This window comes from Ancylobacter sp. IITR112 (assembly GCF_041415945.1).
Classification (GTDB): domain Bacteria; phylum Pseudomonadota; class Alphaproteobacteria; order Rhizobiales; family Xanthobacteraceae; genus Ancylobacter.
On the sequence record NZ_JBGCUS010000001.1, the window covers coordinates 4,454,566 to 4,479,802 of the forward strand.

Sequence of the window (25,237 nt, forward strand, 5' to 3'; positions counted from 1 at the left end):
GCCGCCACCCGTCCCCGAGCCGCCATCCTGGCCGGCCGAGGTCGCCGAGTCCGTGCCGCCCGAGGCCCCGGTCCCCGAGGAGCCCCCGTCAGCAAAAGCAGGTGGCGCCATCATGAAGGAGAGGGCCAGAACAGGCACCAGCGCCGAGCTCAGCAACAACCCCCGGCGCAGGGTGCGCGGCGGCCGCGCGAGGGAGCTGGCGTCGAAGTCCTTGCGAGATGCTGCGCTGCGCATGATTGCCTAAGTCCCGGATTTCAAAAAAGTGTTGTTTGTCAATGCAAATGTGCCTAGATGCGCCGTTTCGACGGACGCGCCTCGCACGCGCCCCCATGCCCGTCCGCGACAGTGGCGCTCTCGCGGCACGCGGTCGCCGGGCGCCGGCCTGCCGCCATCGCCGCCCGCGACGCCGGCCAAAGGGGGGTGGCGTAGCGACACATTTTTGCCCGCAGGGCCCGCGCCCAAGCAGGAGAGGCAGCGACGCTGCGGTTCAAAGACCCGCCTCGAAACGGCATGATGGCGCGCCGACGCGCAACAGCGCCCGGAAAGGCGGCCGCTGCCGGCGCAGCCGCGTTACGCCCGAACCACCCGGAGGCGGCGCGCTTTCCCGCACCGCCGGAGCCTGCGGCGGTGTCGGGTTTACGTTCGGCCATTTTCAGAAATTGTGCAGGATGGTCACAACCTGAGGACGCAAGGGCCAGCGCCGCAAGGCCGCGCGCAGACCCTCGACCGGCCGGCCGCGTCGGCTCGCACGCACCAGCCCTCCCGGCAGTCACGTCCTGCATCCGCAATCATCCCAAGCCCAGCCGCCATGTCGGCGTGATCCCGAGCGGAACGTGCGCGAGGAAGGGGACAGCGCGATATGCGGATTGCGCAGGGGGTATCTGGATTGCGCAACCGCAGGTGCCAAAATTACCCTTGTCGCAAATTTACAACAGGGAGAAGGCGGGGCGGGAGAACGAGCCGGGGAGCGGGGAGGCGGCGCGAGAATGAAGAGCCGTTCAGTGGAACGGCGCCAGATGGGTGATCTGACTCCCTCTCGTTAGACCAGCCGAATCCGCTTCGCTTCAAAGGGCCCCAGAGCGCTTTCGAGCGAAGTGGGCAGTTTCCGTGAAGCGGCGAAATGATCTAGCCGCCGCTGCCGCGCGCGGCGGCGAGAGTGGCGGCGGGGTACTCGCCGAACCGCTCCCGGTAGTGGCGGGAAAAGTCCCCCGGGTTGGAAAAGCAGAAGGCATGCGCGGCCGTGGTGACATTGTCCTCGCCACCTCCCGCCAGCAGCAGAGCCCGTGCCGCGTTCAGGCGTTCATTGCGGATCCATGTGACGGGCGAGCAGCCGAACCGCTTTTGAAAGGCGTATTGAAGGGTGCGGGCCGACAGCCCGCTGACAGCTTCGAGGTCGGTCAGGGTGATGCGTCGGCCCAGATTGGCCAGGACATAGTCACAGGCGCGCTCCACCCGCTTGTCCGCGATCGCCGGTTGGAACCTGTCCCCGCTTTCGCCGAAAAGCCGGTCGCGCAGCAGCATGCCGCAGACCGCGCGATAGAAAATCTCGTCGACGCCCACTCGGGCCGCCATGCCGCCGGAGAGATGGCAGGCCTCCAGAAGGGTGCAGGCGCCGCGCAGCATCAGGTCGAAATTCACCGCTCCGGCCATGAGCGGCATGACGGTCGGCGCGCTCAGATCGACCTTGATGTCGTCCTGCCCCAGCATGGCGCCTGCCGTCTGCCGCAGGCGGTGGCGGTCGAGCCCCGCCACCAGGATGGAGCGATGGCTCCCCTCGCCGATCCGCTCCCCCTCGGGGGCCAGCAGCACATTGGTCCTGACATGGCACTGGACCAGTTTGCCATTCACCGTGGAGTGGATCGAGCCGCCATCCACCGGCATGAAGAACGACAATTCGTCCGATTCGACCCGTGTGCGGATCGGCGAATGCGACAAAGCGGTGAGCTTCAGCCCGTTCACGGTCACGGAGGATTGCTGGTTGGCGAAATGCGACGCATCGCCGATGGCGTCATATTCCGCGCTCCAGCCGAGCAGGCGCTGAACCTGCTCCTGCATCGACTGCAGCGACAGCGACTGCACTTTCATACGGTTGCCGAAAGCGAGCGGACGCAGGGGCGGGGCAGTCTTCGGCATTGCCGGTTTTCCATATGCGCTGACAAACAGGACGACCGGTGGTTCCGGATAGGCACGGTAGCGCCCAGGAACCCGACGAGGCCGGCAGGCAACGGCGTTCCGCGTGCTGCAGGAAGCGTTGCACGGGACAGGCCCACGGGAAGGGCTGACAAGACATTACAGGAAGGAGATTTACCGACTTTACATAGGGTTGTCCCGGATTCAACTGGTTTGCGGCGGCCCGCAGCTCCGGGCCGTGCGCGGGGACCGGATCCCTGCCCCTTGCTCGACCGGCGGAAGCCGTGAGTCGCAAAAGGGAGCCCGGCTCGATCACCCCTCCCGCAGCCTGTAGCCGACACCCGGTTCGGTGATGATGAAGCGCGGGTTGGCGGCGTCGTCGCCGAGCTTGTCGCGGATATGGCCGATGGCGATGCGCAGATAATGCGTGTCGTTGACATGTGCCGGACCCCACACCGTGGTGAGAAACTGGCCATGCGAGACGAGCCGGCCGGGGTGGCGCGCGAGCAAGGCGAGCACGTCGAATTCCTTGCGGGTCAGCTTCACCTCCCGCCCGTCCGCACGCACCGTGCGATTGGCGAGATTGATGCTGAGCGGGCCGAGAACATGTTCGACCGGCTCGCTGCCCCGGTCGAGCCGCGAGCGCAACAGCGCCCGCAGCCGGGCCAGCAATTCACCCACCGCGAAAGGCTTGGTGACATAATCATCGGCGCCGGCGTCCAGCGCCGCGATCTTCTCGGTTTCCCGATCGCGCACCGACAGCACGAGGATCGGCACGCGCGACCATTCGCGGATCGCGGCGATCACCGCCTTGCCGTCCATATCCGGCAGGCCGAGATCGAGCACGATGCCGTCCGGCGCCGAAGTGGCGGCAAGTTCGATGCCCTGCCGGCCGCGCTCCGCCTCCGTCACCTCATGCCCGCCGCTGGCGAGGGCGATGCGCAGGAAGCGGCGGATCGGCGCGTCGTCTTCGATCACCAGAAGGCGGGTGCGGGGAGCTTGAAGATCGTTCATGTTCCGTCGTCGGTCGGCGGCGCGGCCAGGGGAAGCCGCAGCGCGATGGTGGCGCCCCGACCGTTCGGCCCCGCGATCGCGCGGGCCGTGCCACCGTGAGCCTCCACCAGTCCGCGCACAATGGCAAGGCCGAGCCCGGTGCCGGCCGGACGCCCATCGCCTTCAGTGACACGGTGGAAAAGATCGAACACCTTTTCCCGGTCGACGGGAGGAATGCCCGGCCCCTCGTCGCTCACCCGCACCTCTGCCTCGGCGCCGTCCACCCGGGCGGCAAGGGTGATGGCGGTGCCGGCAGGGGCGTATTTGGCGGCGTTCTCGATGAGATTGGTCAGCGCCTGACCGATCAGCACAGGGTCGACATCGAGCATCGGCAGATCGCGCGGCAGGGCGATGTCGAGCCGATGGAAGGCGAGGGTGCGGGCAAGGTCCGCGCGCACGCGGCCGATGATCTCGGCCAGTTCCACCGGCGCGCGGCGCGGCTTCAGCGCGCCATGGCCCAGCCGCGTCATGTCGAGCAGGTTCTGCACATAGCGGTCGAGCCGCCGGGCTTCGTCCAGGGCGGTGCCGGCGAGTTCGCTGCGGTCCTCGCGGCTGAGCGCGCCGCTGTCCTCGGCCAGCGCGGATACTGCGCCGATGACGGTGGCGAGCGGGGTGCGCAGATCGTGGCTCACCGAATTGAGCAGCGCCCCGCGCAGCCTCTCGCTCTCGCCCGAGACGCGGGCGTCGGCGAGCGCTTCGGCGAGGCGCACCCGCTCCACCGCCACGGCGACCTGATCCTCCACCGCCAGCAGCAGCCGGCGGGTTTCCGGGTCGAGGCTGCGGCTGCGGTCGCGGAAGCGCACGCCGATGACGCCCAGCATGGTCTCCCCGGCGGCGAGCGGCACGAACAGCCACTCGCTCATCGGCAAGGTGGCGGTGCCGGCGCCGGCGGGATCGTTGCGCTCGAACGCCCAGCGGGCCGCGCCTTCGGCGCGGGCATCGAGGTCTTCTATGGTGGGATGGCCCTGCACCTGCTCCAGCGCGCCGGAGGGGCCGGGCATGAGGATCAGCGACTGGCAGTCGAGCGTGGCGGCGATGTGGTAGGCGCCGGCCCACAGCACGTCGTCGGCCTTGCCGGCGGAGGCGATCTTGCGGGCGAAATCGTACAGCGTCTCGGTACGGCGCTGCGCCAGCCGCATGCTTTCCACCTGGGCCTTCAGCCGGCCGGCGAGGGTTCCGGTGAACACCGCGCCGACGAGGAAGACGAGGATGGAGACGATATCCTCGGGATTGGAGACGGCGAGCGTATAGTAGGGTTCGGTGTAGAGCAGATTATAGGCGAGCGAGCCGAGCACGGCGGCGGCCATGGAGGGACCGAGCCCGCACTTCGCCCCGACCACCAGAACGGCGGTGAGATAGATGGCGGAAACGGCGCCGCCGGGAATGGCATCCCACACGCCGACCGGCCAGGCGAGCAGGCTCGCCGCCGCCACCGCGCCCGCTGCCGCGCCATAGCCGCGCCAGTCCGCCGTCACAGGCCCGCGGAAGGTCTGGCGGCGATAAGCGGGGGTGGGATCGGTGACGACGGTGATCTCGAAAGCCGTCGCGGCGTCGAGCAGACGGTCGGCCACCGGTTCGCGCAGCGGCCCCGCCACCTTGCGCCACCAGGTGCCGTGGCCGCGCGGGCGGCCGATCATGAGGCGCGAGACATTGCGGCTGCGGGCGAAGCGCAGCAACTCGGCGACCGCGTCGGATTCGGCGTGGAGGGTGACGGTCTCCGCCCCCAGCGTCTCGGCGAGGCGCAGCGCGTCGAGCGTCGCGGCGCGGGCTTCCGCCGGCAGGGTTTCATGACGCGGGGTGACGACGGTGGCGACGATCCACGGCAGGCGGGCGCGATCGGCCATGCGCCGCCCCGCCCGCACCAGCGCCTTCGCTACCGGCGCCTCGTTGACGCAGACCAGCAGGCGCTCCTGCGTCGGCCACGGTCCGCTGACGGCATTGGCCCGCATATAGGCCAGCATTTCCGCGTCCACCCGGCTCGCGGCGGTGCGCAGCGCGAGTTCCCGCAGGGCGGTGAGATTGCCGCGCGAAAAGAAGTTCTCCAGCGCCCGCCCCACCTGCTGCGGCACATAGACCTTGCCGTCCTTCAGCCGTTTGATCAGTTCGTCCGGCGGCAGGTCGATAAGTTCGATGCCGTCGGCGCGCTGCAGCACGTGATCGGGCACGGTTTCCGTCACCCGCACCCCGGTGATGCGCGAGACGATGTCGTTGAGGCTCTCAATGTGCTGGATGTTGAGCGTCGTCGTCACGTCGATGCCGGCGTCGAGAACCTCCAGCACGTCTTGCCAGCGCTTGGGATGGCGCGAGCCGGGGGCGTTGGTGTGGGCCAGTTCGTCGATCAGGGCGAGGGCGGGGCGGCGGGCGATCAGCGCGTCGAGGTCGAGTTCGCTCAGCGCCTGTCCGCGGTACTCAACCGGGCGGCGCGGCAATTGCTCCAGCGTGCGCAGCAGCGCGGCGGTTTCCGCGCGGCCATGGGTTTCCACCAGCGCCACCACGACGTCGAGCCCGGCAAGCTGGGCCGCGCGGGCCTCTTCGAGCATGGCGAAGGTCTTGCCGACGCCGGGAGAGGCGCCGAGGAAGATTTTCAGCCGTCCCGGCGCCCCCCGGCCGCGCGCTTCCGTGCGCGCCTCCTCCAGGAAGGCTTCGGGGGCAGGGCGCTCCTCATGCGGGGTGGGCATCGCGTCACGCAGGGTCGGTTAGCGCTGCAGCGCGTCGAGGGAGAGATTGAGCGCCAGAACATTGACGCGCGGCTCGCCCAAGAGGCTGAAGCTGCGGCCCATGGTAGAGCGGTTCACCAGCGCGCGCACCTCGTCTTCCGGCAGGCCCCGGGCGCGGGCGACGCGGCTGACCTGCAGCGCAGCGGCGGCGGGCGAGATGTCGGGGTCGAGGCCGGAGGCGGAGGCGGTGACGAGATCGGCCGGCAGCGGCCAGCCGCCAAGCGCCGCGGCCCGCTCCTTCACCGCCTGGGCGAGCGCGGCCGAGCTGGGGCCGAGATTGGAGCCGGTGGAGCTTGCCGCATTATACGGATCCTCCACGCTTTTTGCCGGATCGGCCGGGTCCGCGCCTGTCGTGGCGGAGGGGCGGCCGTGGAAATAGCGCGCCGAGGTGAAGGACTGGCCGATGAGCGACGAGCCCACCACCCGGCCCTCGACCACAACCGGCGAGCCATTGGCGGCCTCCGGCAGGACCAGTTGCGCCAGCCCGGTGACCGCGAGCGGATAGGCCAGACCGGTCAGCGCCGTGAACAGCGTGAGCAGAACCAGCGCGGGGCGAAGAATGCTGAGCATATCCGGATCCTCTCAGGCGAGATGCAGCAGATCGACGACAAGGTCGATGGCCTTGATGCCGAGGAAGGGAACGATGAGCCCGCCGAGCCCATAGATGAGCAGGTTGCGGCCGAGCAGGGCGGAGGCGGAGGCGGGCGTGTAGGCGACACCCTTCAGCGCGATGGGAATCAGCGCGACGATGACCAGCGCGTTGAAGATGACGGCGGAGAGGATGGCCGATTGCGGGGTGCCCAGTCCCATCACATCCAGCACGCCGAGGCCGGGATAGGCCGCCACGAACAGCGCCGGCAGGATGGCGAAGTATTTCGCCACGTCATTGGCGACCGAGAAGGTGGTGAGCGCGCCGCGCGAGATCAGCAACTGCTTGCCCACCAGTACGATCTCGATGAGCTTGGTCGGGTCGCTGTCAAGGTCGATGAGGTTGCCCGCCTCCTTCGCCGCCGGGGTGCCGGTGTTCATGGCGACGCCGACATCGGCCTGCGCCAGCGCCGGCGCGTCGTTGGAGCCGTCGCCGCACATGGCGACCAGCCGGCCTTCCGACTGTTCGTGGCGGATCAGTTCCAGCTTCTTCTCCGGCGTCGCCTCGGCGAGGAAATCGTCCACCCCCGCCTCGGCGGCGATGGCGGCGGCGGTGAGCGGGTTGTCGCCGGTGATCATCACGGTTCGGATGCCCATGCGCCGCAATTCGGCGAAGCGCTCGCGAATGGCAGGCTTCACCACGTCCTTCAGATGGATGACGCCGAGCACGCGCCGGTCCTGCGTCACCACCAGCGGCGTGCCGCCGGAGGCGCCGATGCGCTTGACGATCTGGTCGACGGCATGGCTCAGCGGCGCACCGGACAGCACGGCCATGGCGTCGGACGCACCCTTGCGGATGGAGGCGCCGTCGGGAAGATCGACGCCGGATATGCGGGTATGGGCGCTGAACGGGACATAGGTGGCGCGCGCATCCAGCGTCGCGGCGAGGCCGAAGCGGCGCCGGGCGAGGTCGACGATGGACTTGCCCTCCGGCGTGTCGTCGGCCAGCGAGGCGAGAAGCGCGGCTTGCGCCAGCTCCTGTTCGCCGACGCCCGGCGCCGGCTCGAACGCATCCGCCATGCGGTTGCCGAAGGTGATGGTGCCGGTCTTGTCGAGCAGCAGCACGTCGATATCGCCGGCCGCCTCCACCGCGCGGCCGGATTTGGCCACCACATTCGCCTTTACCAGCCGTTCCATGCCGGCAATGCCGATGGCCGAGAGCAGCCCGCCAATGGTGGTGGGGATGAGGGTGACGAACAGCGCGACGAGATAGATCACCGGCAGGGTGGTGCCCGACCAGGAGGCGAAGACCGGCAGTGTCACCACCACCAGCAGGAACACCAGGGTCAGCGCCGCCAGCAGAATGTCGAGCGCGATCTCGTTCGGCGTCTTCTGCCGGCGGGCACCTTCGACCAGCGCGATCATCCGGTCAAGGAAGGTCTCGCCCGGCTTGGCGGTGACGCGCACCACCAGCCAGTCCGACACCAGCCGCGTGCCGCCGGTGACGGAGGAACGGTCGCCGCCGGATTCGCGGATCACCGCCGCGCTTTCGCCGGTGATGGCGCTTTCATCCACCGAGGCGGCGCCTTCCACCACCTCGCCATCGGTGGGGATCGTGTCGCCGGCCTCGACGAGGATGAGTTCGCCCACCTCCACGCGCTCCACGTCGCGGGCGCGGAAGGCGGTGCGGTCGCGCGCATCCGCCAGCACCTTGGCCTGGGCGGAGGATTTGGTGGCGCGGAACGCATCCGCCCGCGCCTTGCCGCGCCCTTCGGCGACGGCTTCGCCGAAATTGGCGAACAGCACGGTGAACCAGAGCCAGATGGCGATCTGGACGCCGATGGCGGCGTTGGCCCCGCCCGCCAGCGCTTCGCGCAGGGCGAGCACGGTGGCGACAAGGCTCACCACCGCGGTGGAGAAGATGACCGGATTGCGCGCCAGGCTGCGCGGGTCGAGCTTGCGGAAGGCCTGCTTGACCGCGGGGGCGAGGATCGCCGGCGCGAACAGGCCGAAGGAGGGGGATGAGTGCTTGCTCATGGCAGTTCTCAGAAGCTGCGGCCGGCCACGAGGGAGACATGCTCCGCCAGCGGGCCGAGGGCGAGGACGGGCAGGAAGGTGAGCGCGCCGATGATGAGGATCGTCGCGATCAGCAGCGCGACGAACAGCGCGCCATGGGTGGGGAAGGTGCCGGCGGTAGGCGGCGCGGTCTTCTTGGCCGCGAGGCTGCCGGCGATGGCGAGGATGGGGATGATGTAGCCGAAGCGCCCGAGCATCATCGCGATGCCGAGAAACGTGTTGTGCCATGCCGTGTTGGCGGAGAAGCCGGCAAAGGCCGAGCCGTTGTTTCCGGTGGCGGAGGAATAGGCATAGAGCAGTTCGGACAGGCCATGCGGGCCGGCATCCTGAACCGAACTCTGCGCCGCGCCGGTGGCGATGGCCAGCGCGGCGAAGACGAGGACGCCGAGCGGCATGATGAAGAGGGTGAGCGCGGCGAGCTTGACCTCGCGGGCCTCGATCTTCTTGCCGAGATATTCCGGTGTGCGGCCGACCATCAGCCCGGCAAGGAACACAGCGAGGATGACGAAGAGCAGCATGCCGGTGAGCCCGACGCCGACCCCGCCGAACACCACTTCGCCAAGCTGGATGTTCAGCATGGCCACCAGCCCGCCGAGCGGGGTGAAGCTGTCATGCATGGCATTGACCGAACCGTTCGAAGCCGCCGTCGTCGCCGCCGCCCATAGGGAGGAGCCGAAAATGCCGAAGCGGACCTCCTTGCCCTCCATATTGCCGGCGCCGGCTTCGACCAGCCCGGCCTGCAGCGGATTGCCGGCCTGCTCGGCGGCATAGATCGCGGCGAATCCGAGCATGAACAGAAGCGCCATGGCGGCGAACAGCGCGCGCCCCTGCCGCCGGTCGCCGACCATGCGGCCATAAGTGAAGCAGAAGCCGGCGGGGATGGTGAGAATCGCCAGCGTCGAGAGCAGATTGGTGAAGGCCGTCGGATTTTCGAACGGGTGGGCGGAATTCACGTTGAAGAAGCCGCCGCCATTGGTGCCGAGCTGCTTGATGGCGACCTGGCTGGCCACCGGGCCGAGCGCGATGGTCTGGCGCGCGCCTTCCAGCGTCGTCGCCTCAAGGGAGGCGGCCAGCGTCTGCGGCATGCCGGACAGGGCGAAGAGCAGCGCCAGCAGCAGCGCGCCGGGCAGCAGGATGTAGAGCGTGGCACGGGTGAGATCGACCCAGAAATTGCCGAGCGACGTGCCCTGACGGGCGGCCAGCCCGCGCGCCACCGCGGCGGCGACCGCCATGCCGCTCGCGGCGGAGACGAAGTTCTGCGTCGTCAGCCCCACCATCTGGCTGAAATTGGAGAGCGTCGTCTCGCCGCCATAGGACTGCCAGTTGGTGTTGGTGACGAAGGACAGGGCGGTGTTAAAGGCGAGCGGCGCGGAGAGGCCGGCAAAGCCCTGCGGGTTCAGCGGCAGTCCGCCCTGAAACAGCAGGATCAGGAACAGCACGACAAAGCCCGCCGCGTTGAACGCCAGCAGCGCGAGCGCGTAGCGGGTCCAGCGCTGTTCGCTGCGGGCGGCCGGGCCGGCGGCGGCGAGGAGCGCCCTCTCGACGGGGGCGAGAAATTGCACCTCGCCGGCGAAGGTCGCCGCCATATAGGCGCCGAGCGGCACGGCAATGGCCACGAGCAGCGCGGCGAAGAGGGCGAACTGAAGGAGATCGGCGTCCATGGCGCGCGCTCCTAGAACCGTTCGGGGCGCAGCAGCGCCAGCATGAGATAGGCGAAGAGGAGAATGGCCGTCGCGAGGCCGAGCGCGATATCGAAGGTCATATGCGCCCCCTCAGAGCCTGTCGGCCGCGCGGACGGCGGCGGAGGCCAGGGCGAAGAGCGCGAGCCCTCCCGCGAGGAAAGCAAGATCGGTGAGCATGACGAACTCCGGTTCAAACTCTCCCGGAGCTACGCCTCACGCGCATAAAGCGACTAGGTGGATTGGCTGGGAGCGCATAAAGCGCGCGTAAGGCGATCCTCTCTCTTCAGGTGCAGCCCTACCGCATGCTCAAGAAGGCCGATGCGGCAGCCTATTGCGGGCTGCCGGCGGCGCGCTTCGAGATGCTCTGCCCCGTGCCGGCCGTCGCCTATCCCGACGGCTCGCGCTTGTGGGACGTGCGCGACCTCGATTCGTGGGTGGACAGCCTCAAGACCGGCGCCGCCGACAGCGACGACGCCATTCTCGAAAAGCTGGGCTAGCCATGACCGTGGTGCGCGTGAAGGGCTTCAAGATCTTCGCTGATCGGCACGGGAAGATGCGGTGCTATCACCGCGCTTCCCGCATGCCGGTTGATCTTGTGAAAGCCCCGATCGGCACCGCCGCATTCTTCGCCGAGTGCGCCCGCATCACGGCCCTGCAGGAGCGCGCTGTCACGACGCGCCCGGGCACGCTCGGCGCCCTCATCAAGGAGTATCGTGGCAGCAAGGATTTCCTTGAGCGCCTGACCCGCACGACGCGGTCCGGCTACCAGCGGGTGTTCGACTATCTCAAGCCCATCGAGGACACGCCTCTGACGCGCTTCACCCCGCCCTTCGTGGTGAAGCTGCGCGACAAGACCGAGGCCAAGCACAAGCGCTGGTTCGCGAACTATCTCAAGACCGTCCTGTCCCTGCTCTTCGCCTGGGGCAAGGAGCGCGGCCACATGAAGGACAACCCGGCGGAGGGCATCCGCAGCATTCGCCGCCCCAAGGGCCTGCCGAAGCAGAATCGCCGCTGGACTGACGAGGAGCGCCACGCGGTGCTCGATGCCGCTCCCGCGCATATGCTGCCGGCGCTGGCCCTGATGATGTTTACCGGGCTGGGGCCGAAGGATGCGCTCACCCTGCCGCGCACGGCCTATGCCGGCGGCCGGATCAACACCAGCCGGTCCAAGACCGAGGAAGGCGTCATCTAGCCTGTCATCGACCCGCTGCGCGAGATTCTGGCGGCGGCACCGACGCATTCGGCCATCACCCTGTGTGCCAACTCGCGCGGCCGGCCGTGGACCGTCTCCGGCTTCAACTCGTCATGGATGAAGCTGCAGCACACGCTGGAGAAGGCCGGTGCCATCGGCGAGGGGCTGACGCTCTACGGCCTGCGGCATACGGTGGCGGCGATTCTGCGCGAGAGCGGGGCCGACCTGCGCACCATCGCCGACGCGCTCGGGCAGAAGACCGAGGCCATGGCGCAGATGTACGCGCAGGGCTCCGACCTGTCGAAAAAGATGGATGAGGTGGCTGGCCGCTTCGGCCAAGAAGTGAACAGCCGCAGAACAAGGGCTGTCAAACCGGGTCAGAAAATATGACAAACTGGCTGAAAATCACCACCCCTTGCGCTGAAAAGTCTAGCGATATCAAGGGGGTAGATGGTGCCAGGGACGGAATAAAAGTAATAAAATAATCACTTGAAATAAATAACACACGTAAAAATATTTTTACAATAAACTCAACAATAATACCAACTCTTCTATACCGCACCGGATGCGATTTCCATCTCTTTTATACGCCTCAGTTCGCCACGTCAATTTTACTACGATTTTTCCGCAACCAATTTGTTCATTTCAACCCGAATGAAGGCGGGCTAATCCCACACCCTGTCGTAGCGGGTTTAGCGCGACGCTGGAGGCGTCATGGCTAGCCTAGCAAGGAGGACGAGCGACGTTACCGCTCATAATCGGCCTTCCGCGATGGTCAGCACTGCCGGTCCGCCGTGGCTGGGTCAAGGCCAGAGCCGCATGAGCGGTGGCGCGAAGCGCTAGCCTTGATGCGGTCGCGGCGGACCGGCCTACTGGTTCTTCGCGGTAGCTCTTTTCCTGTGAATTGGGACGGTCGTCCAACCGCTCGCCACCCCAATCTGGAGACGCCGCCAACGCGTGCCAGCCCGACCTAAAGCCCCAGCCCGCGATTGCGGCCAAGACTCCACTCAACACCACCATCGCGAGAGACACCGGAGATGTGCCGGCCGATCTGTTTCTCCAGCACAGGCTGCCATGGCACGAGCTGGAAGCCGAGGCCGTCGTCGATCATGGCGAAACGCCCGCTGACCAGATTGACCGATCCGGCGAGCCGGCCGGAGACATACTCGCCCGACTGGCTCGGGGTGTAGGCAAGACCGCGTTCCGTCGCCATGGCACGACCGACGCGGTCCACTTCGATGGCCTCAAGGCGGGCGAGGATGTCACGTGGCGCGCGGACGTTGCCGTTCTCCAGTCGAACGGCATGCCCCTGATCGACAAGGCTCTGGCGGCGGCGCTCCAGTGCCGCGCTGACTTCGCCACCAAAGCCGGCGTCGGACAATTCGGTGCGCTGGCGCGACGCCAGTTCCTGGTCGAGCCAGGTGGCGCCATCGCTGGCGACCTGCTGGTCGAGTTCGACGGCAGAGAGCGTGCGGACCGCGAAGTCGTTCCTTTGGGAGCGTGCGTCATGGGCGATGCCGCGCTCTGGAAGATCGTCCGGGATCTTCCAGTGATCGGCATCGATGCGCTCGACATGGCCGGCGCGGCGCAGGGCTTCCAGCCGGCGTATATGGGCACGGATGAAGGCATCCGGATCGCCCCTCTGCTGCTCGATCGCCGGGCGGGCCAGCTCCAGATGCTCGCTGGGTCGGTAAATGCCACTGTTCGCCTCAGCCATGGTGGCGATGTTGAGGTCTGCCGGACGTGGGTCGGACTTTGTCGGCAGCGGGTCCAGCGCGACGATGTGGCCGCGCCTGATGTCCTCCAGCCGGGAAGCGTCGCTGGTCTCGACATGATGGGTGCGTCCATCCACCCCATCGATGACCAGATAGAACCGCTCGCCCATCTCATCGCCAGCCAATCCCTTGTCGAGCACGCGTCCGATAAGGGCATGGGAGATACGGTTGCCATGGGTGACATACTGTTCGGCACCGCGCTCCTCGGTGAGGCCGTGATCGGCCAGCGCGCGGTGCATGGTGCGCAGGATGTCCTCGCGCTCGCCCATCGCCCGGAGCGTGCTCTCCGCTCGCTCGGCAATGCTCCAGCGTCCCGGCTCGATCTCCTCGGCGATGCCGAAGTTCTCCAGCCGCTTCACCCGGTCGATGAGAACATGCCGGTTGGTGCGCACGAGATAGCTCTCGCCGGCGTCCAGCCGCAGATCAAGGATGCCGTGTTCACGCTGCTCGGCGATCATCATCCGGTCGAGCCGGGTGAGGCGATTCGCGTCCACCTCGTGGCGCAGCTTGTTCTGCAACTCGACCTCGGTTTGCGGACCCAGTTCCAGCGTCATCAGCTCGCTCGCCCGATGGCGGATGCCATGGGCGATGTAGTCACCGGCGATGTTGAGGATGCGTCCATCATCCAGCACGCCACGTATGAGGATGTGGCTGTGGGGATGGCCGGTGTTGTGATGATCGACAGCGATCCAGTCGAGCTTCGTCCCGAGGTCATTCTCCATGTGCCGCATCAGGTCACGCGTGAAGCGCTTCAGGTCGCCGAGCTCGGCGGCATCCTCTGGCGCGACGATGAAGCGGAACTGGTGGCGGTCCTCACCACTCCGCTCCACAAAGGCCCTAGCGCCGACCTCATCACCGAGCGCTGAATAGGCATGGCCCTTCTCGCCGTCGCGGGTCACGCCGTCACGTTCGAGGTAGCGCAGATGCGCAACGACCGCGTTGACCGACACCGCACCGCGCATCTTCGGGCCGCGTCCACCCTTCTCCCTCCCGGCAAGCCTCACCACCCGCGCCTTGACCACAACGCGGCGAGAACGGAACCGGCCGGACGAACCGCTCTGCCACCCACCACTGTCACGCGGCAACGACGCCATCACCTTGGCGCCGCGACCCCGCGCATTGAATCGGCCGCTGCTGCCCGCCTCTCCGGCAAAGCCACTACCGCTCCCGGCGCCACCGCCGGCATTGCGAGCGGCGATTAGGGCCTGTCGAACGAAGGGCAGTTCGTGCGTCTTCAGCCGCGTGCCCCGGCTTCGCGGACGGTCTGGCTTGATGCGGAAATCGTTCTCGTCGCGGTGTGTCATGACCGTAGGTTTGGCCGCGCAAACGCCTCCCGCAAGTCGAAAATCAAACGATCAAAGTATAGCGTGAAAACGTCGTCTCTGGCGCAGGCCCGGCAAAGCGCAGGTTGTGCGTGCGCACGAAAATCAAAACTCTATCAATCGCTTGAACGACATCTGCGCAAATCCGCACCTTCCAATAAAACTCCTAAGTCCGTTTTCCGGAACGGAAAGCAACGTGCAGACAAAACATTAGGGGTATAGCCCCGGCGGATTGAAAATCCGCTTTATCTTGCCCTCAATTCCTTCTTCATTTCCAAGGCTCACCTAAACGAAATATACACGTCAAATATACTACGAAGAAGCAACCGAGCAACGTTGGCGATCGCCCTAATCAACCTATCACGCGCTAATGCCGTCGCAGCTGATACAGCCGACCTAGTAGGGGTGAATATTGATGCCGCGAGTTGGCGGTCAAAGGCCGATTAGGCCGCAGTCGCGTTGCCGTCAAACGTGCACTTAAGATACCAATCAGCGTCCGTTGCCGTGCCGAAACGCTGCAACGAACCTGCCGTCGAGCTGCGCTGATCCTGCAGTTTATTCACGCGTCTGCTGCGGCTGATGCAGCGTCAGTTTGACGTTGACGGCTTACGAAAGCGGACACCTATCCCGCCGTCGGACTCGGAAATGAACTCAATGCCGGCGCGCTCCAGGGCGCTGCGGAGCTTGTCGTTCGTCCTTCGACGTCCGCCTAATGTCCCGTCTTCAGCTTCCAATCGTGCGAGCGTCGGTTCGGACACATCTGCCGCTCTCGCCAAGTCGGCCTGCGACCAATCCAACAGCGCTCGGGCCGCTTTCACTTGTCGCGTCGTGATGAGCTCAGGTCCCGTTTCTTCATCCTGAGTTGACACGAGTCAGGCCCTATTTGATATTATTTCTATCGTTTCGACGGCCGGGCCAAGTGCGGTAACACTCAGCCCGGCCTGACCACAACCCAAGCTGCTTGGAGCTCGGATCATGGCTGATTCTGAGATTAGCACGAGTCTGTCCCGACCATCCCGAAGGGACGTCCTCTCTGCCGCCCTGTTGACGGTTGGCGGCACCTCCTTCAACAGTTCGGCTGCAGCCGCGCCGCAGGATGGCGGCGCAGCGGATGCGGCTGTCCTTGCATGGAAGGCGTGGCGCGCCGCGCATCGGCGGACGCTCGCCCTGTGCCGGAAACAGCAACGTCTGGAGTCCGAACTCGCGCGGATGATCGGCTTTCCGCAGGCGGTTCTGGCTGCAGCCGAATTGCCATCACCGGTGCGCATAAGCTCGCTTCGGCAGTTCGATGGGCTTGCGGCCAATGTGCCGTCGCTTTTGACGTTGCCCCCTGAAATGACCCCGCTCAGAAGCTAGGATCCGTCGAGAGGAGACGGACGATGCGCAAGAGCCGGTTCAGCGAGGAACAGATCATCGGGATCCTGAAGGAGCACCAGGCCGGAATCCCGGTCGTGGACCTCTGCCGGAAGCACGGGATCAGCGACGCGACCTTCTACACGTGGCGCACGAAGTACGGCGGGATGGAGGTGTCCGACGCCCGCAACCTTAAGGCGCTCGAGGAGGAAAACCGGAAGCTGAAGAAGCTTCTGGCCGAGTCGATGCTCGACGTAGCCACTCTCCGCGAGGCTCTTGGAAAAAACTTCTGACGCCCAGTTCCCGGAGGAAGGTCGTGACCTGGGCGATCGAGGAGAAGGGCTACTCGCAGCGGCGTGCGTGCGGCCTCATCGGCATCGAGCCGAAGACCTATCGCTACGCCTCGACGCGAGGCGACGATACCGCGCTCCGCCAGCGCCTTCGTGAGCTGGCGAGCTTGCGTCGGCGGTTCGGCTATCGGCGTCTGCTGATCCTGCTTCGGCGAGAGGGCAAGGAGATCAACCACAAGAAGCTCTTCAGGCTCTACCGCGAGGAGCGGCTGTCGGTGCGCCGTCGCGGCGGACGCAAGCGAGCGCTTGGCACGCGAGCGCCGATGACCTTGCCGCAGGCACCCAACCAGCGATGGAGCCTGGACTTCGTCTCCGATGTGCTCGCGGACGGACGCCGGTTCCGCGTGCTGGTGATCGTCGACGACTTCACCCGGGAGTGCCTGGCGCTCGTGGCCGACACGTCGCTGTCGAGCCACCGGGTCGTACGGGAGCTGGACGCCATCATCCAACGTCGTGGCAAGCCGCTCATGGTCGTCAGCGACAACGGCACCGAACTGACCTCGCACGCGGTCCTGCGTTGGCAGCAGGACACAGGTGTCGAGTGGCACTACATCGCTCCCGGCAAGCCGGTTCAGAACGCCTTCGTCGAGAGCCTGAACGGCCGCTTCCGCGACGAATGTCTGAACGAGCACCTGTTCCAGGGCTTGCCGATGGCACGTCGGATCATCGAAGCTTGGCGGATCGACTACAACGGCCACCGGCCTCACACGAGCCTCGGCGGCCTTACCCCAAACGAGTTCGCAGCCCGGTCCAGGCAGGACCACAACCAGAACGGATTCTGGTTATGAACGAGGGCATTCAGGGGGCAACGTCACTTTGCACGCGGCGCGCCGAAGTCGCCGCAGTGCTGCGCACACATCAGCAGCGTTGGGACGACGCGGATCGCGCCATCGGCTACTCCGTCGCTCGGCAGCAAGAGGAGGCGGCTTCCGCCGATGAAGAGCGACTGATTGCGATGCTCTTTGCAGCAGACGCGACGTCTCTGCGCGGCCTCTCCGCAAAGCTCGACGTGCTGATCGCCGTTGGGGCGGATGGCGCCGAGGGGCGGCATTTCCCGTGGCCCGAACTGCGGCGCATCCGCAGGGATGTTGCACGCCTTACGCAACTGCAGCGTCACGATGCTATCGGCCTCACTGTTTGAAGCAGCGCTCCCGATGCCAGCGGAGGAAGTGGGGATGCGGACGCTCGAACGCCCGTTGCGGGGCAATTGCGCGTCCGCTCCGATTGATGAAGGCGCGCACTCCATCGGGATCGTTGGCGTGCCGGGAGATCAGCACGTCGAGATCGTCCATCAGACTGAGCAGCCCCGGTCGAACATTCTCGACGGGCGGCAACCGCAGAGATTGCAATTGGACGACCTTCTGGCGCCGTTTCCGGCGGATTGGGAACGGCAGAGGAGAGCGCTCGTGGACGACGCGGGGGCAGAGCAGTGAGAGATATAACTATTATAGGGAATAGAACTACCTGCGCTCCCCGACAACACCTTCGGTTGAGGGATCGCGTGCAACTTTCGCTGGAAAAGTTGGTCAGTTCCGGCGCTTCTCCATCGCTGCAGAACCTGCCGCATGCGAGGGTTTCGCTCTTCCTGCCTCGCCCACGTCCTGCGGCTCACGCTGATCGCGCTAAAGGTCGTCGAGGCGATCCTTGACGGTAACGAGAAGCAGGGTGTGACGCTGGTGAAGGCACAGCAGCCCATTTCGGATCGATAGTAGGCGCGAAACGGGTCTAAATCGCCAGACCTTGATCTCTCATGCGCCCGAGAGCATCGAGGGCATGGCGGGCTTGCAGTTCAGAGGGAATTCGGCGCGGCATAGATGCGCAGACTTCGAGGATCTGCATGTCCTTAGGCGTGAGACGTTTCCGTTCGCGCCCCCAAGCCAAGACCTCTTTCCAGAACTCGTTGCCCAAAGTCACAACCTCTGATTGGGCATTGATGCCCTCTGTCATTGCCTTCTTTGCCTTCTCGTCGCGCTTTGCCGCCTTGGCGGTATCCACGAGGGTCAGGCAGGTCTCGAAGTCATCGTCATAGTTCAGCGTTCGACCTTTCGTCCCGTTCCAGCAGGCCTGCTGCTTCGCCCATTCCGACATGTTGCGGACACCGGCCGGAGGGTGGGTGATGACGTCGTGTGCCTCCGCGGCTGCCAGAAGTAGCGCTCGCTGGAGGGCATCGGGAACAGACTGCCGCCGCCAGATCGCGTCCAAGTCGAGGACCTGCTTCTCGCCATTGGCATCGTGGAACACCTTGGCCATGGCGTAGGTGACGATATTGGCGCGATAGCCACCCTCGTACCACGGCTGCTTTGGAACCTCGGTCTCGAGCCAGCGAAACACGATCGCCTTTGAGATCAGCCGCTTGTACCAGAGCTCGTCATACCGGACGTCGCTCCTGGACCATGCTTCGCCGATGTCCTTGGCGAATTCCGCGAAGTTCTTCTGCGCGCCACGCGAAACGGTGTGCGGCTGGCCGACTGCCGAAAATTCGAACTTGGCGAGATCGGTCTTGCTGAAGAGCTGCGCTTTCGGGAACTCAAGATCGAACTTCTTCAGCTGGGCTGGTTTTAGCTTGGCGCGGGCATTGATGAACTGCCCGCGCGAACGCTCGTAGAACCATTTCGTGTCGTGACGCTCGCCAGCACGCGCCGGGAAGAGGACGTTGCGCGAGAATTGCTCCATCCGTATGTGGAAAGGATGGTTCGAGAAGAAATCGGCAGCGTTCACCTTGTTCTGGGTGTTCGCGTACTCCGAGATCTTTGGCACGATGTCCTCAGACCCGTCGGGGGAAACGACGGTCAATTTCATCTGCACGAATACTTTCGGGAGCTGTTCCTTTGCGGACTTCAGCCCGGCGTGGATTGACCCGGTTGTCTGGGCGCCATTGACAATCTGCAGATTGCTGATAGCGGAAATGGCAAGACCTTCATCCGTCCGCACGCATGACACGGCATCAGCGGTGGCGGACAGCCCGTTGTTGTAAGGAAAGAAGAGCTCAGGTTCCTCCTTGACGGTCTTCTGGATGCCCTTGTTGGTCTTGGCCCTCGCCTGAAGGAAAGACCGGACATTGGCTTCGAGAAGCCGGGCACCCCATTTGTCATAAATCGCAGCCAATTGCTCCCCAGGAACGATCAGCAGGTAGCTTTCGAGGGCAGCACCAGATTGTGACGCCTTGAGTGCCGGAAGGGGCGCCCCGAAATCCTTGGCAAAGTCGATGACCATGTCCTCGCGAGCATGTCCCGAGCGGTCGAACCTCTCGAAACGTGCCAGATCCCAAACCGACCACGTAATCGGCACCTCACCGATGTCCGCCAATTTCACCGTATCGTCGCGGCCGATGTACTGCCGGTTGGAAATGAGGATCAATTTGACCTTTGTGACCTGCGACCAAGTCGTGATGATCAAGTCCGAGACCTGAAAGGCGGGGTTGGCCTCGTTCAGCGATTCCCGAAACTCCTCGGTCTTCGCCTTCTTCAGAAAACGGATCAGCGGGTTAAGGATCGGGGGCACATCTCCCTTGCCAAAGGTCTGGACGGTGTCGTTGTCGGCAAAGTCGCAGATGATCAGCCCCAGCACACCGTCGCTATCGCGCGGGTCACCCGCATAGCCGTCAATCCGCAGTCTCTGAGCACCTTCACCGCTTTGGTAATATGCGCGATCAGCGACTTCCAGTTCCCCGGCCTCGGTCAACCGCTCGGTCATCCGGTCGAAGAATGCCTCCACGGGGAAGACGCCGCTGGCGTCCGCTTCGCGGCGGATATCGGCCATCAGGTTCTGGTGATATTCGTAGAGTTCGCTCATGGCTGTTCTGCTTCGTTCAGCTTTTCCCGCACCGCGCCCCAATCCGTCCGGAATGGGGTGCAGGCAGAAAGTGCGAGAGCATAGGAAACCGAGGACCGTCCGAGTGGCACGGGTGCGGCGAGCCGCGGGAAGTCCTTGGTCACCGCATAGAAGTCGGGGGACGACACGATCCAGCGCCAAGTCGAATAGTCGTGAAGGATGTCAAATCCGGCGTCGGCCAAGTGCAGATCCCAGTCCATGATTGCCGAAGGCTCGGTCTGTTCCAGAAGCTCTGTGACTTCCGACACATACTCGGTCAGAGTGCGCCCGTGCGGCGGCTGCACCTTGTCGACGGCCAGCACCGCCAGCCAAAGGCGCCGATCCGGCACATCAGCCAGTTGGAACTCGTTCGTGATCTTCACGAAGGGCTGCGAGGCCCCGCGCCTTGCCTTGACCTCGATGCAGTCGGCCTTCAGTTCGAAATCCTTTGGTGCGCCGGAAGGGCCCGTCCAGGCGGTCAACGTCGGCTTGGCACCAAGCGTCGGCATTAGGAGCTTCAGCACCTCGATCTCGCCGATCAAACCCTTCTGGGATTCTTCCGACAAGACCTCGAGCTTTCCGCCACGCAGCAGATAGTGCCAGCGGAAAGTGCGGCCGATAGCGCGTTCGAGAGCCTCGGCCTCCGTTTCGGCAAGCTCGCCAGCCGCCATCACATCGCGGCAGAGGGTCTCGAACAGTTCGAGTTGCGCGCTGTCCTTGAGCCGGATGTACAGGATCGGTCCACCGGGCAAAGTCTGGAACCGTATTTCGAGGTTACGGAGCGTTGGCAGGTCCGGGGTCGGTTTCGGCAGGTCGGCCAGTTGAAGCACGAGCGCGACATCGGCGCGCGGCATGACCGCCCAGAACCAGTTCCAACGTGCCGACGCCAAAACCCGGCGCGTGTCCACTTTCCCCGCCTCGAGGCCGGACCACGGCGTGTCAGTCTGTATCACCGAGCGCCTCCTCCTCGATCTCTTCCTCGCCGAACATCTCGCGCATCCGGATGGTGTTGACGATGTATTCCACGGTGCCGCCCTGAACCTCGGACGGCGGGAAGCAGATGCTCCATGCCAAGACTAGATCTGGCGATTTCGCCTTCAGCTCTGCGGGAACCACGGGTTCGACGAACCGGACGATGATCAACGGGCGGCGCCCCTTGACCTCGCAGAAGATGCGGGGCGGAAGGGTTTCCGGAACGGGCTTTCCGTCCCGAATCCGTTCTTCGCGAAAGGCATTGGTGGCCGCATCGATCTGTTCCTTGGTCAGCCCGACACGCTCGTCGCCGGGCGACCCGACACGTCTGCTGGTGCCACTGATTGCGAGGACACCCTGGCGCAGATCCGGCTCACCTACCGATCGACCGAAAGCCCGCATGTCGATCCGGGACAGGTTGGCGGATGTCGCGTGTGCCTTTTGTGCGCTGGCGAAGAGCACGTCCCATTCCCTGAGCTCGGTGTCGGCGCGCGCGTCGATGTAGTCCGACATCAGCCTCGGATCGGTGAGCGGATCAGAGGCATCGGCGCGGAAGGCACGCAGGAAATCGCGGATCAGATCGACCGAGACGCCACTAAAGAGGGTTCCGCGGGAAGGGTGTTGCGGCGGCAGACCACTGGCCTTGACTGCTGCCGCCAACGCCTCCCCGGCCTGTCGGTTGCGGTCCAGCTGTTCGCGGTCCGTGCGGATGCGTGTCGTTTCGACCAGCTTGCCTGCGAGGCCGACCTTCATCGGGAACTCGCGCCCGGTGCCCATCTTGTTCCGCGCCGTCACGATCAGCGATTCCGGATGGCTGCGGACGGCCAGACCGAACTGCTCGGGCGTGGCCTTGGCCAGTTCCATGCGCTTCAGCTGGGTCTGCAGGTCGTCCATTGCCTCGTGAATATGGGCATACCAGCCAACACCATCGGCGAGGATCCAGATCCGGCATAGGTCCTCGTACCCGGGCCTGTAGCCGAACCACCGGCCCATCTGCATCAGGGTGTCATACATCATGGAGTTCCGCAGGAAGTAGCTGATAGTCAGCCCTTCCAGCGTCAGCCCGCGCGAGAGGGAGAACCCGCCGACGGCAATCACCGTCACGCCATGTTCACCGGCCTGGTCATAGTCGAGCGGCTGCGACCGCTTTGATGCGTTGACCTCGACAACCCGCGCGGCAACCAGAACCTCATGCAGGCGAGCCTGGGCGGTGGGCCAGTCCGCGCCCTTTGCCTCGGCAAACTCGGACTCCCAGACCGCATGCAGGGCCGCAATCTCTGGGTTGCGCAGCGCCGCCTTGCCCTTGGACCCATCGACCGCGACCGCCGCCCGTATCCTGTCGATCACATCAGCCACCCGAGACCGCAACCGCCCCTGCACATCAGTGAAGCGTGAGGCGTTGATCAGCATCGAAGCATGCGCAGCCTGCTGGCCCCGGGCATTCCGGATGGCCCGCGCGACGATGAATGCGCGCACGGCACGGATGAGGCTTTCCGGCAGCACATCGACCGGATGGTCGATCTTGTGCTTCATCGGAAGGATGTCCTCGTTATCGTCGATCAGGCGGACATGCCGTTCGCGGGCATCGAGGAACACCTTCTGCGCACCGAAATAGTTCGACGGCGCGTCGAGCCCGATGATGAAATGCCGCGGGAAAAGATCCTGATTCAGCGTCTCGTCGTCGGTATCCGGATCGATGAAGATGTTGGCGAACGGCGTGGCCGTGTAGCCGACGTAGCAACTACGGTGGAACAGCGAGAGCAGCTCGCGGATCTGGCCATTGATGCGGGTCACTTCATCACGCGCATAAGCCGTGTTGATCGAGGCATTGTCGGCCTCGTCGTCGATCAGCAGCATGGGCTGGCTGACCATCTGCGTGCCTTGGTGGACGGAATGTTCCTTCAGCCATTCCAGAAGGTTCTTCAACGTGCTAGAATTCTTCTTGATCACCAGAACTACGGGCACGTTGTATTGCCCGATCTGACTGGTGTTCGTGGTGGCCGTGGCCTTGTTGAAGTCGCGCAGCGTGTTGGTAAGGGAGACCGGAAACTCGCGCTGATCGAACTGGCCGACACCGATGATCTTCTGGCGTTGCGCCTTGTTGGCATGGGCCAACCGCCCAGTATCCCGGCCGATGAAGCCCTCGTCGATGCGGGCTTGGGTCTGGTTGCGCAGGTTGTTGTGGATGCCCGCAATCACGACGATCAGGCGATAACCCGCATCCGCAGCCTTGCAGATCAATCCGGTGTAGTTAGCCGTCTTGCCGCTTTGCACATGGCCCACGACCATGCCGCGGCGGCTCCAGCGGCTCAGATTGCGCGGATCGCCCAGACGATCCAGCACACGATCCGTCACCTCGTCCGTCGCGTCGATCACCGATTTCGGCAGTCCTTTCAGGTTCAGGAGCTTGCGGTACCTGCCCCAGTAGAAGTCTCTGATCTCGCCGTTGATCCGGGCGTCATGCAGCCAGGGGCGGAAGTCCTCAGCATCGACGATGGCGCCGAAGCCCATACTGATGCCGTATTTCTCCTCGATCAGGCGTGCGAGTTCCTCTGCGTCATTATCTTCGACCTGCCCCTTGAACATCGGCATGACACGCAGCTGGGCGATGATCTCCCGGATCGACTGGGCCGTATGGGGGCCGGTCTGCGACGCCATGTACATGGACGTCATGCCCTCGAGGCTGCTCAGGATCTGCTTCACTTGTCTTCCTTCGTCTCGATCGTCGCCGCAATAATGCGCTCCGTATCTTCCCAGGCCGATCTGAACGGATCAACATCCTTCATCAGCGACTTGATTTCCTGGATGCTCTTGCGCGCGCCCAATAGGACGTGGAGGGTTGCCTTCACGGCTTGGGTAAGCGTGTCTTCGTCCACCCGATCCGGGACGATCTGCTCGGCCGTGCCTGCCATGTCGGCATGCAACGTTTCGATGGGCAATGACGCCCCGACCAAAGCAATGCAGTTGACGAAGCCGCGCCTGAGGTCCGGCGGCAGGCTTTCGGCGAAATCGGCAAACGCGGGATGTTCGATGTTTGGGCGGTAGCGTATCTGCCCGTCTGCCTGAATCCGGTGCCAAATGGGAAGACGTTCATGATCGACGAGCTTCTGGCCCCGCTTGCTGTAGGTGCGTTTCGAACCGGCGAGGATGCGCTCGATGACTCTTTTCAGACGATCGCGCACGACTGCCGGAAGCTGTGCCGAGGATTTCTTGACGTCGATCTTCCAGTCCGCGTCCATGCTATTGGGAATGTCGACCCTGACACGGGACAGCTTTGTGAGTTCCGATTGGCGACACAGACCGAACCAAGTGCCGTGCAGGATCAGGCGCTTGCCGCGATAGAGATAGAAGCCCTGCGATTTCAGATGACCTTCCGGCCCGCCGGTGTCCTCCCAGTCCGTCTTGGACATCTGCTTGTGATGGGGAATCGTGAAGCTTTGTATCTCCACATCGCCTCTGAGCAGCGTCAGTTTTTCTTCCGGGTCTGAAATCGTGGCGGGGTTCTTTCGAGCGAACGGATCAAGGGGGCGAAGTAGCCGAGCGTTCAGGAGAATTCGCAACGGCTTGGCATCCTCCATGAATCGATGAAACACGAGGCGCAGATGTCGCTCTGTTTCCGCGATCCTCTGGTTGATGACTTCCGCGCGCTTGGCGGCATTGTGGGAGTAGCCGTCGGTAAGTCGGTCGAGCTTCTGCCAGAGGACGAGTGTGCCTTTCTCCCCCAACGTGTCGATGCTCGGGATGAGGTCGAAATGATCGGGCAATTGCACTGCCCACTCGTTTCGCTCGGCCACATCATCCAGATCCCAAATAGCTGCACTGGTTCGCCCTGAACGACGAGACACGACCGTGAGCCGACGGCACTGGGAGAAGCTGGCGCTCTTGAGGCCGAGGCCGAACCGACCGAGGTCCGGTTCATCACGCGTGGCCAGCGGGTTCCTGCTCCCGGGTCGCATTGCGGCGATCAGTTCTTCCTCGGACATCCCCTCGCCATCGTCGATGATCGCAATGTAGGGCTCATCGGAATAGGTCTCGGTGACGATATGGATCCGATGTGCGCCCGCGGTAATCGAATTGTCGATGATGTCCGAAATGGCCGTTTCGAGCGAATAGCCGATGTCCCTCAGCCCCTCGATCAATGCTGTGGCGTGAGGAGTGGCATCTGCCCGTCTTGAAACAACAATTTCTTGCATGCGAACCAATGGCTGAATGACCGA

20 protein-coding genes and 1 pseudogene are annotated in these 25,237 nt (G+C 64.6%); 7 read left to right on the plus strand and 14 right to left on the minus strand.

The window, feature by feature from the left end:
• Positions 1-1,125 precede the first annotated feature (1,125 nt).
• The 7 genes from AAC979_RS21090 to kdpF all read right to left on the minus strand — a co-directional run bounded on the left by AAC979_RS21090 (position 1,126) and on the right by kdpF (position 10,326).
• Positions 1,126-2,133, minus strand: coding sequence for a helix-turn-helix domain-containing protein (locus AAC979_RS21090; protein ID WP_371348863.1), 1,008 nt, complete (start codon positions 2,131-2,133; stop codon positions 1,126-1,128).
• Between the two features lie 309 nt (positions 2,134-2,442).
• Positions 2,443-3,144, minus strand: coding sequence for a response regulator (locus AAC979_RS21095; RefSeq protein ID WP_371348864.1), 702 nt, complete (start codon positions 3,142-3,144; stop codon positions 2,443-2,445).
• Positions 3,141-5,861 carry a DUF4118 domain-containing protein gene (locus tag AAC979_RS21100; protein WP_371348865.1) on the minus strand — a complete coding sequence of 907 codons (2,721 nt, stop codon included), beginning with the start codon at positions 5,859-5,861 and terminating at the stop codon, positions 3,141-3,143. Before AAC979_RS21100 ends, AAC979_RS21095 begins: the two co-directional genes overlap by 4 nt.
• 18 nt (positions 5,862-5,879) lie before the next feature.
• Positions 5,880-6,470 (minus strand): potassium-transporting ATPase subunit KdpC, encoded by a 591-nt coding sequence (kdpC, locus tag AAC979_RS21105; protein WP_371348867.1) that lies wholly within the window; start codon positions 6,468-6,470, stop codon positions 5,880-5,882.
• Between the two features lie 12 nt (positions 6,471-6,482).
• A complete protein-coding gene (kdpB, locus tag AAC979_RS21110; RefSeq protein WP_371348868.1) occupies positions 6,483-8,525 on the minus strand; it encodes a potassium-transporting ATPase subunit KdpB in 2,043 nt (680 codons plus the stop codon).
• 8 nt (positions 8,526-8,533) lie between these two features.
• Positions 8,534-10,225, minus strand: a complete 1,692-nt coding sequence (gene kdpA / locus AAC979_RS21115; RefSeq protein ID WP_371348870.1) for a potassium-transporting ATPase subunit KdpA — start codon at positions 10,223-10,225, stop codon at positions 8,534-8,536.
• Between the two features lie 11 nt (positions 10,226-10,236).
• A complete protein-coding gene (kdpF, locus tag AAC979_RS21120; protein ID WP_371348871.1) occupies positions 10,237-10,326 on the minus strand; it encodes a K(+)-transporting ATPase subunit F in 90 nt (29 codons plus the stop codon).
• 222 nt (positions 10,327-10,548) lie between these two features.
• Here kdpF and AAC979_RS21125 point away from each other — a divergent pair, with 222 nt between their 5' ends.
• The 3 genes from AAC979_RS21125 (at position 10,549) to AAC979_RS21135 (ending at position 11,828) form a co-directional block, all read left to right on the plus strand.
• The gene (locus tag AAC979_RS21125) at positions 10,549-10,743 is read left to right on the plus strand and encodes a hypothetical protein (protein WP_371348873.1); all 195 of its coding nucleotides are present in this window, start codon (positions 10,549-10,551) and stop codon (positions 10,741-10,743) included.
• Between the two features lie 83 nt (positions 10,744-10,826).
• Entirely contained in the window at positions 10,827-11,438 is a 612-nt protein-coding gene (locus tag AAC979_RS21130; protein ID WP_371348874.1) for a hypothetical protein, read from the plus strand.
• A 60-nt stretch (positions 11,439-11,498) separates the two neighbouring features.
• Positions 11,499-11,828: a tyrosine-type recombinase/integrase gene (locus AAC979_RS21135; protein WP_371349116.1), complete on the plus strand. Its 330-nt coding sequence runs from the start codon at positions 11,499-11,501 to the stop codon at positions 11,826-11,828.
• 580 nt (positions 11,829-12,408) lie between these two features.
• Here the strand turns inward: AAC979_RS21135 and AAC979_RS21140 are convergent.
• Positions 12,409-14,307, minus strand: coding sequence for a DUF3363 domain-containing protein (locus AAC979_RS21140; protein ID WP_371348876.1), 1,899 nt, complete (start codon positions 14,305-14,307; stop codon positions 12,409-12,411).
• Positions 14,308-15,122: 815 nt separating this feature from the next.
• Positions 15,123-15,404: a multiprotein-bridging factor 1 family protein gene (locus AAC979_RS21145; protein ID WP_371348877.1), complete on the minus strand. Its 282-nt coding sequence runs from the start codon at positions 15,402-15,404 to the stop codon at positions 15,123-15,125.
• A 106-nt stretch (positions 15,405-15,510) separates the two neighbouring features.
• Here AAC979_RS21145 and AAC979_RS21150 point away from each other — a divergent pair, with 106 nt between their 5' ends.
• The 3 genes from AAC979_RS21150 to AAC979_RS21160 all read left to right on the plus strand — a co-directional run bounded on the left by AAC979_RS21150 (position 15,511) and on the right by AAC979_RS21160 (position 17,379).
• Positions 15,511-15,891 carry a hypothetical protein gene (locus AAC979_RS21150; protein ID WP_371348878.1) on the plus strand — a complete coding sequence of 127 codons (381 nt, stop codon included), beginning with the start codon at positions 15,511-15,513 and terminating at the stop codon, positions 15,889-15,891.
• 23 nt (positions 15,892-15,914) lie between these two features.
• A protein-coding gene (locus AAC979_RS21155) for an IS3 family transposase (RefSeq protein ID WP_371346076.1) occupies positions 15,915-17,026 on the plus strand; the annotation gives its coding sequence in 2 pieces (ribosomal slippage) (positions 15,915-16,170 and positions 16,170-17,026; 1,113 coding nt in all).
• On the plus strand, positions 17,023-17,379 hold the full coding sequence (locus AAC979_RS21160; RefSeq protein WP_371348880.1) for a hypothetical protein: 357 nt from the start codon (positions 17,023-17,025) through the stop codon (positions 17,377-17,379). Before AAC979_RS21155 ends, AAC979_RS21160 begins: the two co-directional genes overlap by 4 nt.
• On the opposite strand, the pseudogene AAC979_RS21165 reads toward AAC979_RS21160, so the two are convergent.
• Positions 17,369-17,545, minus strand: a pseudogene (locus AAC979_RS21165) (restriction endonuclease); the annotation flags it as partial. The gene AAC979_RS21160 and the pseudogene AAC979_RS21165 overlap by 11 nt on opposite strands.
• 258 nt (positions 17,546-17,803) lie before the next feature.
• Here AAC979_RS21165 and AAC979_RS21170 point away from each other — a divergent pair.
• On the plus strand, positions 17,804-17,947 hold the full coding sequence (locus AAC979_RS21170) for a hypothetical protein (RefSeq protein ID WP_371348881.1): 144 nt from the start codon (positions 17,804-17,806) through the stop codon (positions 17,945-17,947).
• A gap of 16 nt (positions 17,948-17,963) precedes the next feature.
• Here AAC979_RS21170 and AAC979_RS21175 read toward each other — a convergent pair whose 3' ends face one another.
• The 4 genes from AAC979_RS21175 to AAC979_RS21190 are packed head-to-tail and all read right to left on the minus strand — an operon-like array spanning position 17,964 to position 25,213.
• Positions 17,964-20,030: an AIPR family protein gene (locus tag AAC979_RS21175; RefSeq protein ID WP_371348882.1), complete on the minus strand. Its 2,067-nt coding sequence runs from the start codon at positions 20,028-20,030 to the stop codon at positions 17,964-17,966.
• The gene (locus AAC979_RS21180; RefSeq protein WP_371348883.1) at positions 20,027-21,001 is read right to left on the minus strand and encodes a PD-(D/E)XK motif protein; all 975 of its coding nucleotides are present in this window, start codon (positions 20,999-21,001) and stop codon (positions 20,027-20,029) included. The genes AAC979_RS21175 and AAC979_RS21180 overlap by 4 nt, the downstream gene beginning before the upstream one ends.
• On the minus strand, positions 20,988-23,723 hold the full coding sequence (locus AAC979_RS21185) for a Z1 domain-containing protein (protein WP_371348884.1): 2,736 nt from the start codon (positions 23,721-23,723) through the stop codon (positions 20,988-20,990). Before AAC979_RS21185 ends, AAC979_RS21180 begins: the two co-directional genes overlap by 14 nt.
• A complete protein-coding gene (locus AAC979_RS21190; protein WP_371348885.1) occupies positions 23,720-25,213 on the minus strand; it encodes an ATP-binding protein in 1,494 nt (497 codons plus the stop codon). The genes AAC979_RS21185 and AAC979_RS21190 overlap by 4 nt, the downstream gene beginning before the upstream one ends.
• Positions 25,214-25,237 lie beyond the last annotated feature (24 nt).

Coding starts and splice junctions, on each gene's coding strand:
- kdpB (WP_371348868.1), bottom strand. CDS start 8,525: ATGAGCAAGCACTCATCCCCCTCCTTCGGCCTGTTCGCGCCGGCGATC.
- AAC979_RS21130 (WP_371348874.1), top strand. CDS start 10,827: ATGCCGGTTGATCTTGTGAAAGCCCCGATCGGCACCGCCGCATTCTTC.
- AAC979_RS21160 (WP_371348880.1), top strand. CDS start 17,023: ATGAACGAGGGCATTCAGGGGGCAACGTCACTTTGCACGCGGCGCGCC.
- kdpA (WP_371348870.1), bottom strand. CDS start 10,225: ATGGACGCCGATCTCCTTCAGTTCGCCCTCTTCGCCGCGCTGCTCGTG.
- kdpC (WP_371348867.1), bottom strand. CDS start 6,470: ATGCTCAGCATTCTTCGCCCCGCGCTGGTTCTGCTCACGCTGTTCACG.
- AAC979_RS21100 (WP_371348865.1), bottom strand. CDS start 5,861: ATGCCCACCCCGCATGAGGAGCGCCCTGCCCCCGAAGCCTTCCTGGAG.
- AAC979_RS21150 (WP_371348878.1), top strand. CDS start 15,511: ATGGCTGATTCTGAGATTAGCACGAGTCTGTCCCGACCATCCCGAAGG.
- AAC979_RS21140 (WP_371348876.1), bottom strand. CDS start 14,307: ATGGCGTCGTTGCCGCGTGACAGTGGTGGGTGGCAGAGCGGTTCGTCC.
- AAC979_RS21095 (WP_371348864.1), bottom strand. CDS start 3,144: ATGAACGATCTTCAAGCTCCCCGCACCCGCCTTCTGGTGATCGAAGAC.
- kdpF (WP_371348871.1), bottom strand. CDS start 10,326: ATGACCTTCGATATCGCGCTCGGCCTCGCGACGGCCATTCTCCTCTTC.
- AAC979_RS21170 (WP_371348881.1), top strand. CDS start 17,804: ATGCGAGGGTTTCGCTCTTCCTGCCTCGCCCACGTCCTGCGGCTCACG.
- AAC979_RS21175 (WP_371348882.1), bottom strand. CDS start 20,030: ATGAGCGAACTCTACGAATATCACCAGAACCTGATGGCCGATATCCGC.
- AAC979_RS21090 (WP_371348863.1), bottom strand. CDS start 2,133: ATGCCGAAGACTGCCCCGCCCCTGCGTCCGCTCGCTTTCGGCAACCGT.
- AAC979_RS21125 (WP_371348873.1), top strand. CDS start 10,549: ATGCTCAAGAAGGCCGATGCGGCAGCCTATTGCGGGCTGCCGGCGGCG.
- AAC979_RS21190 (WP_371348885.1), bottom strand. CDS start 25,213: ATGCAAGAAATTGTTGTTTCAAGACGGGCAGATGCCACTCCTCACGCC.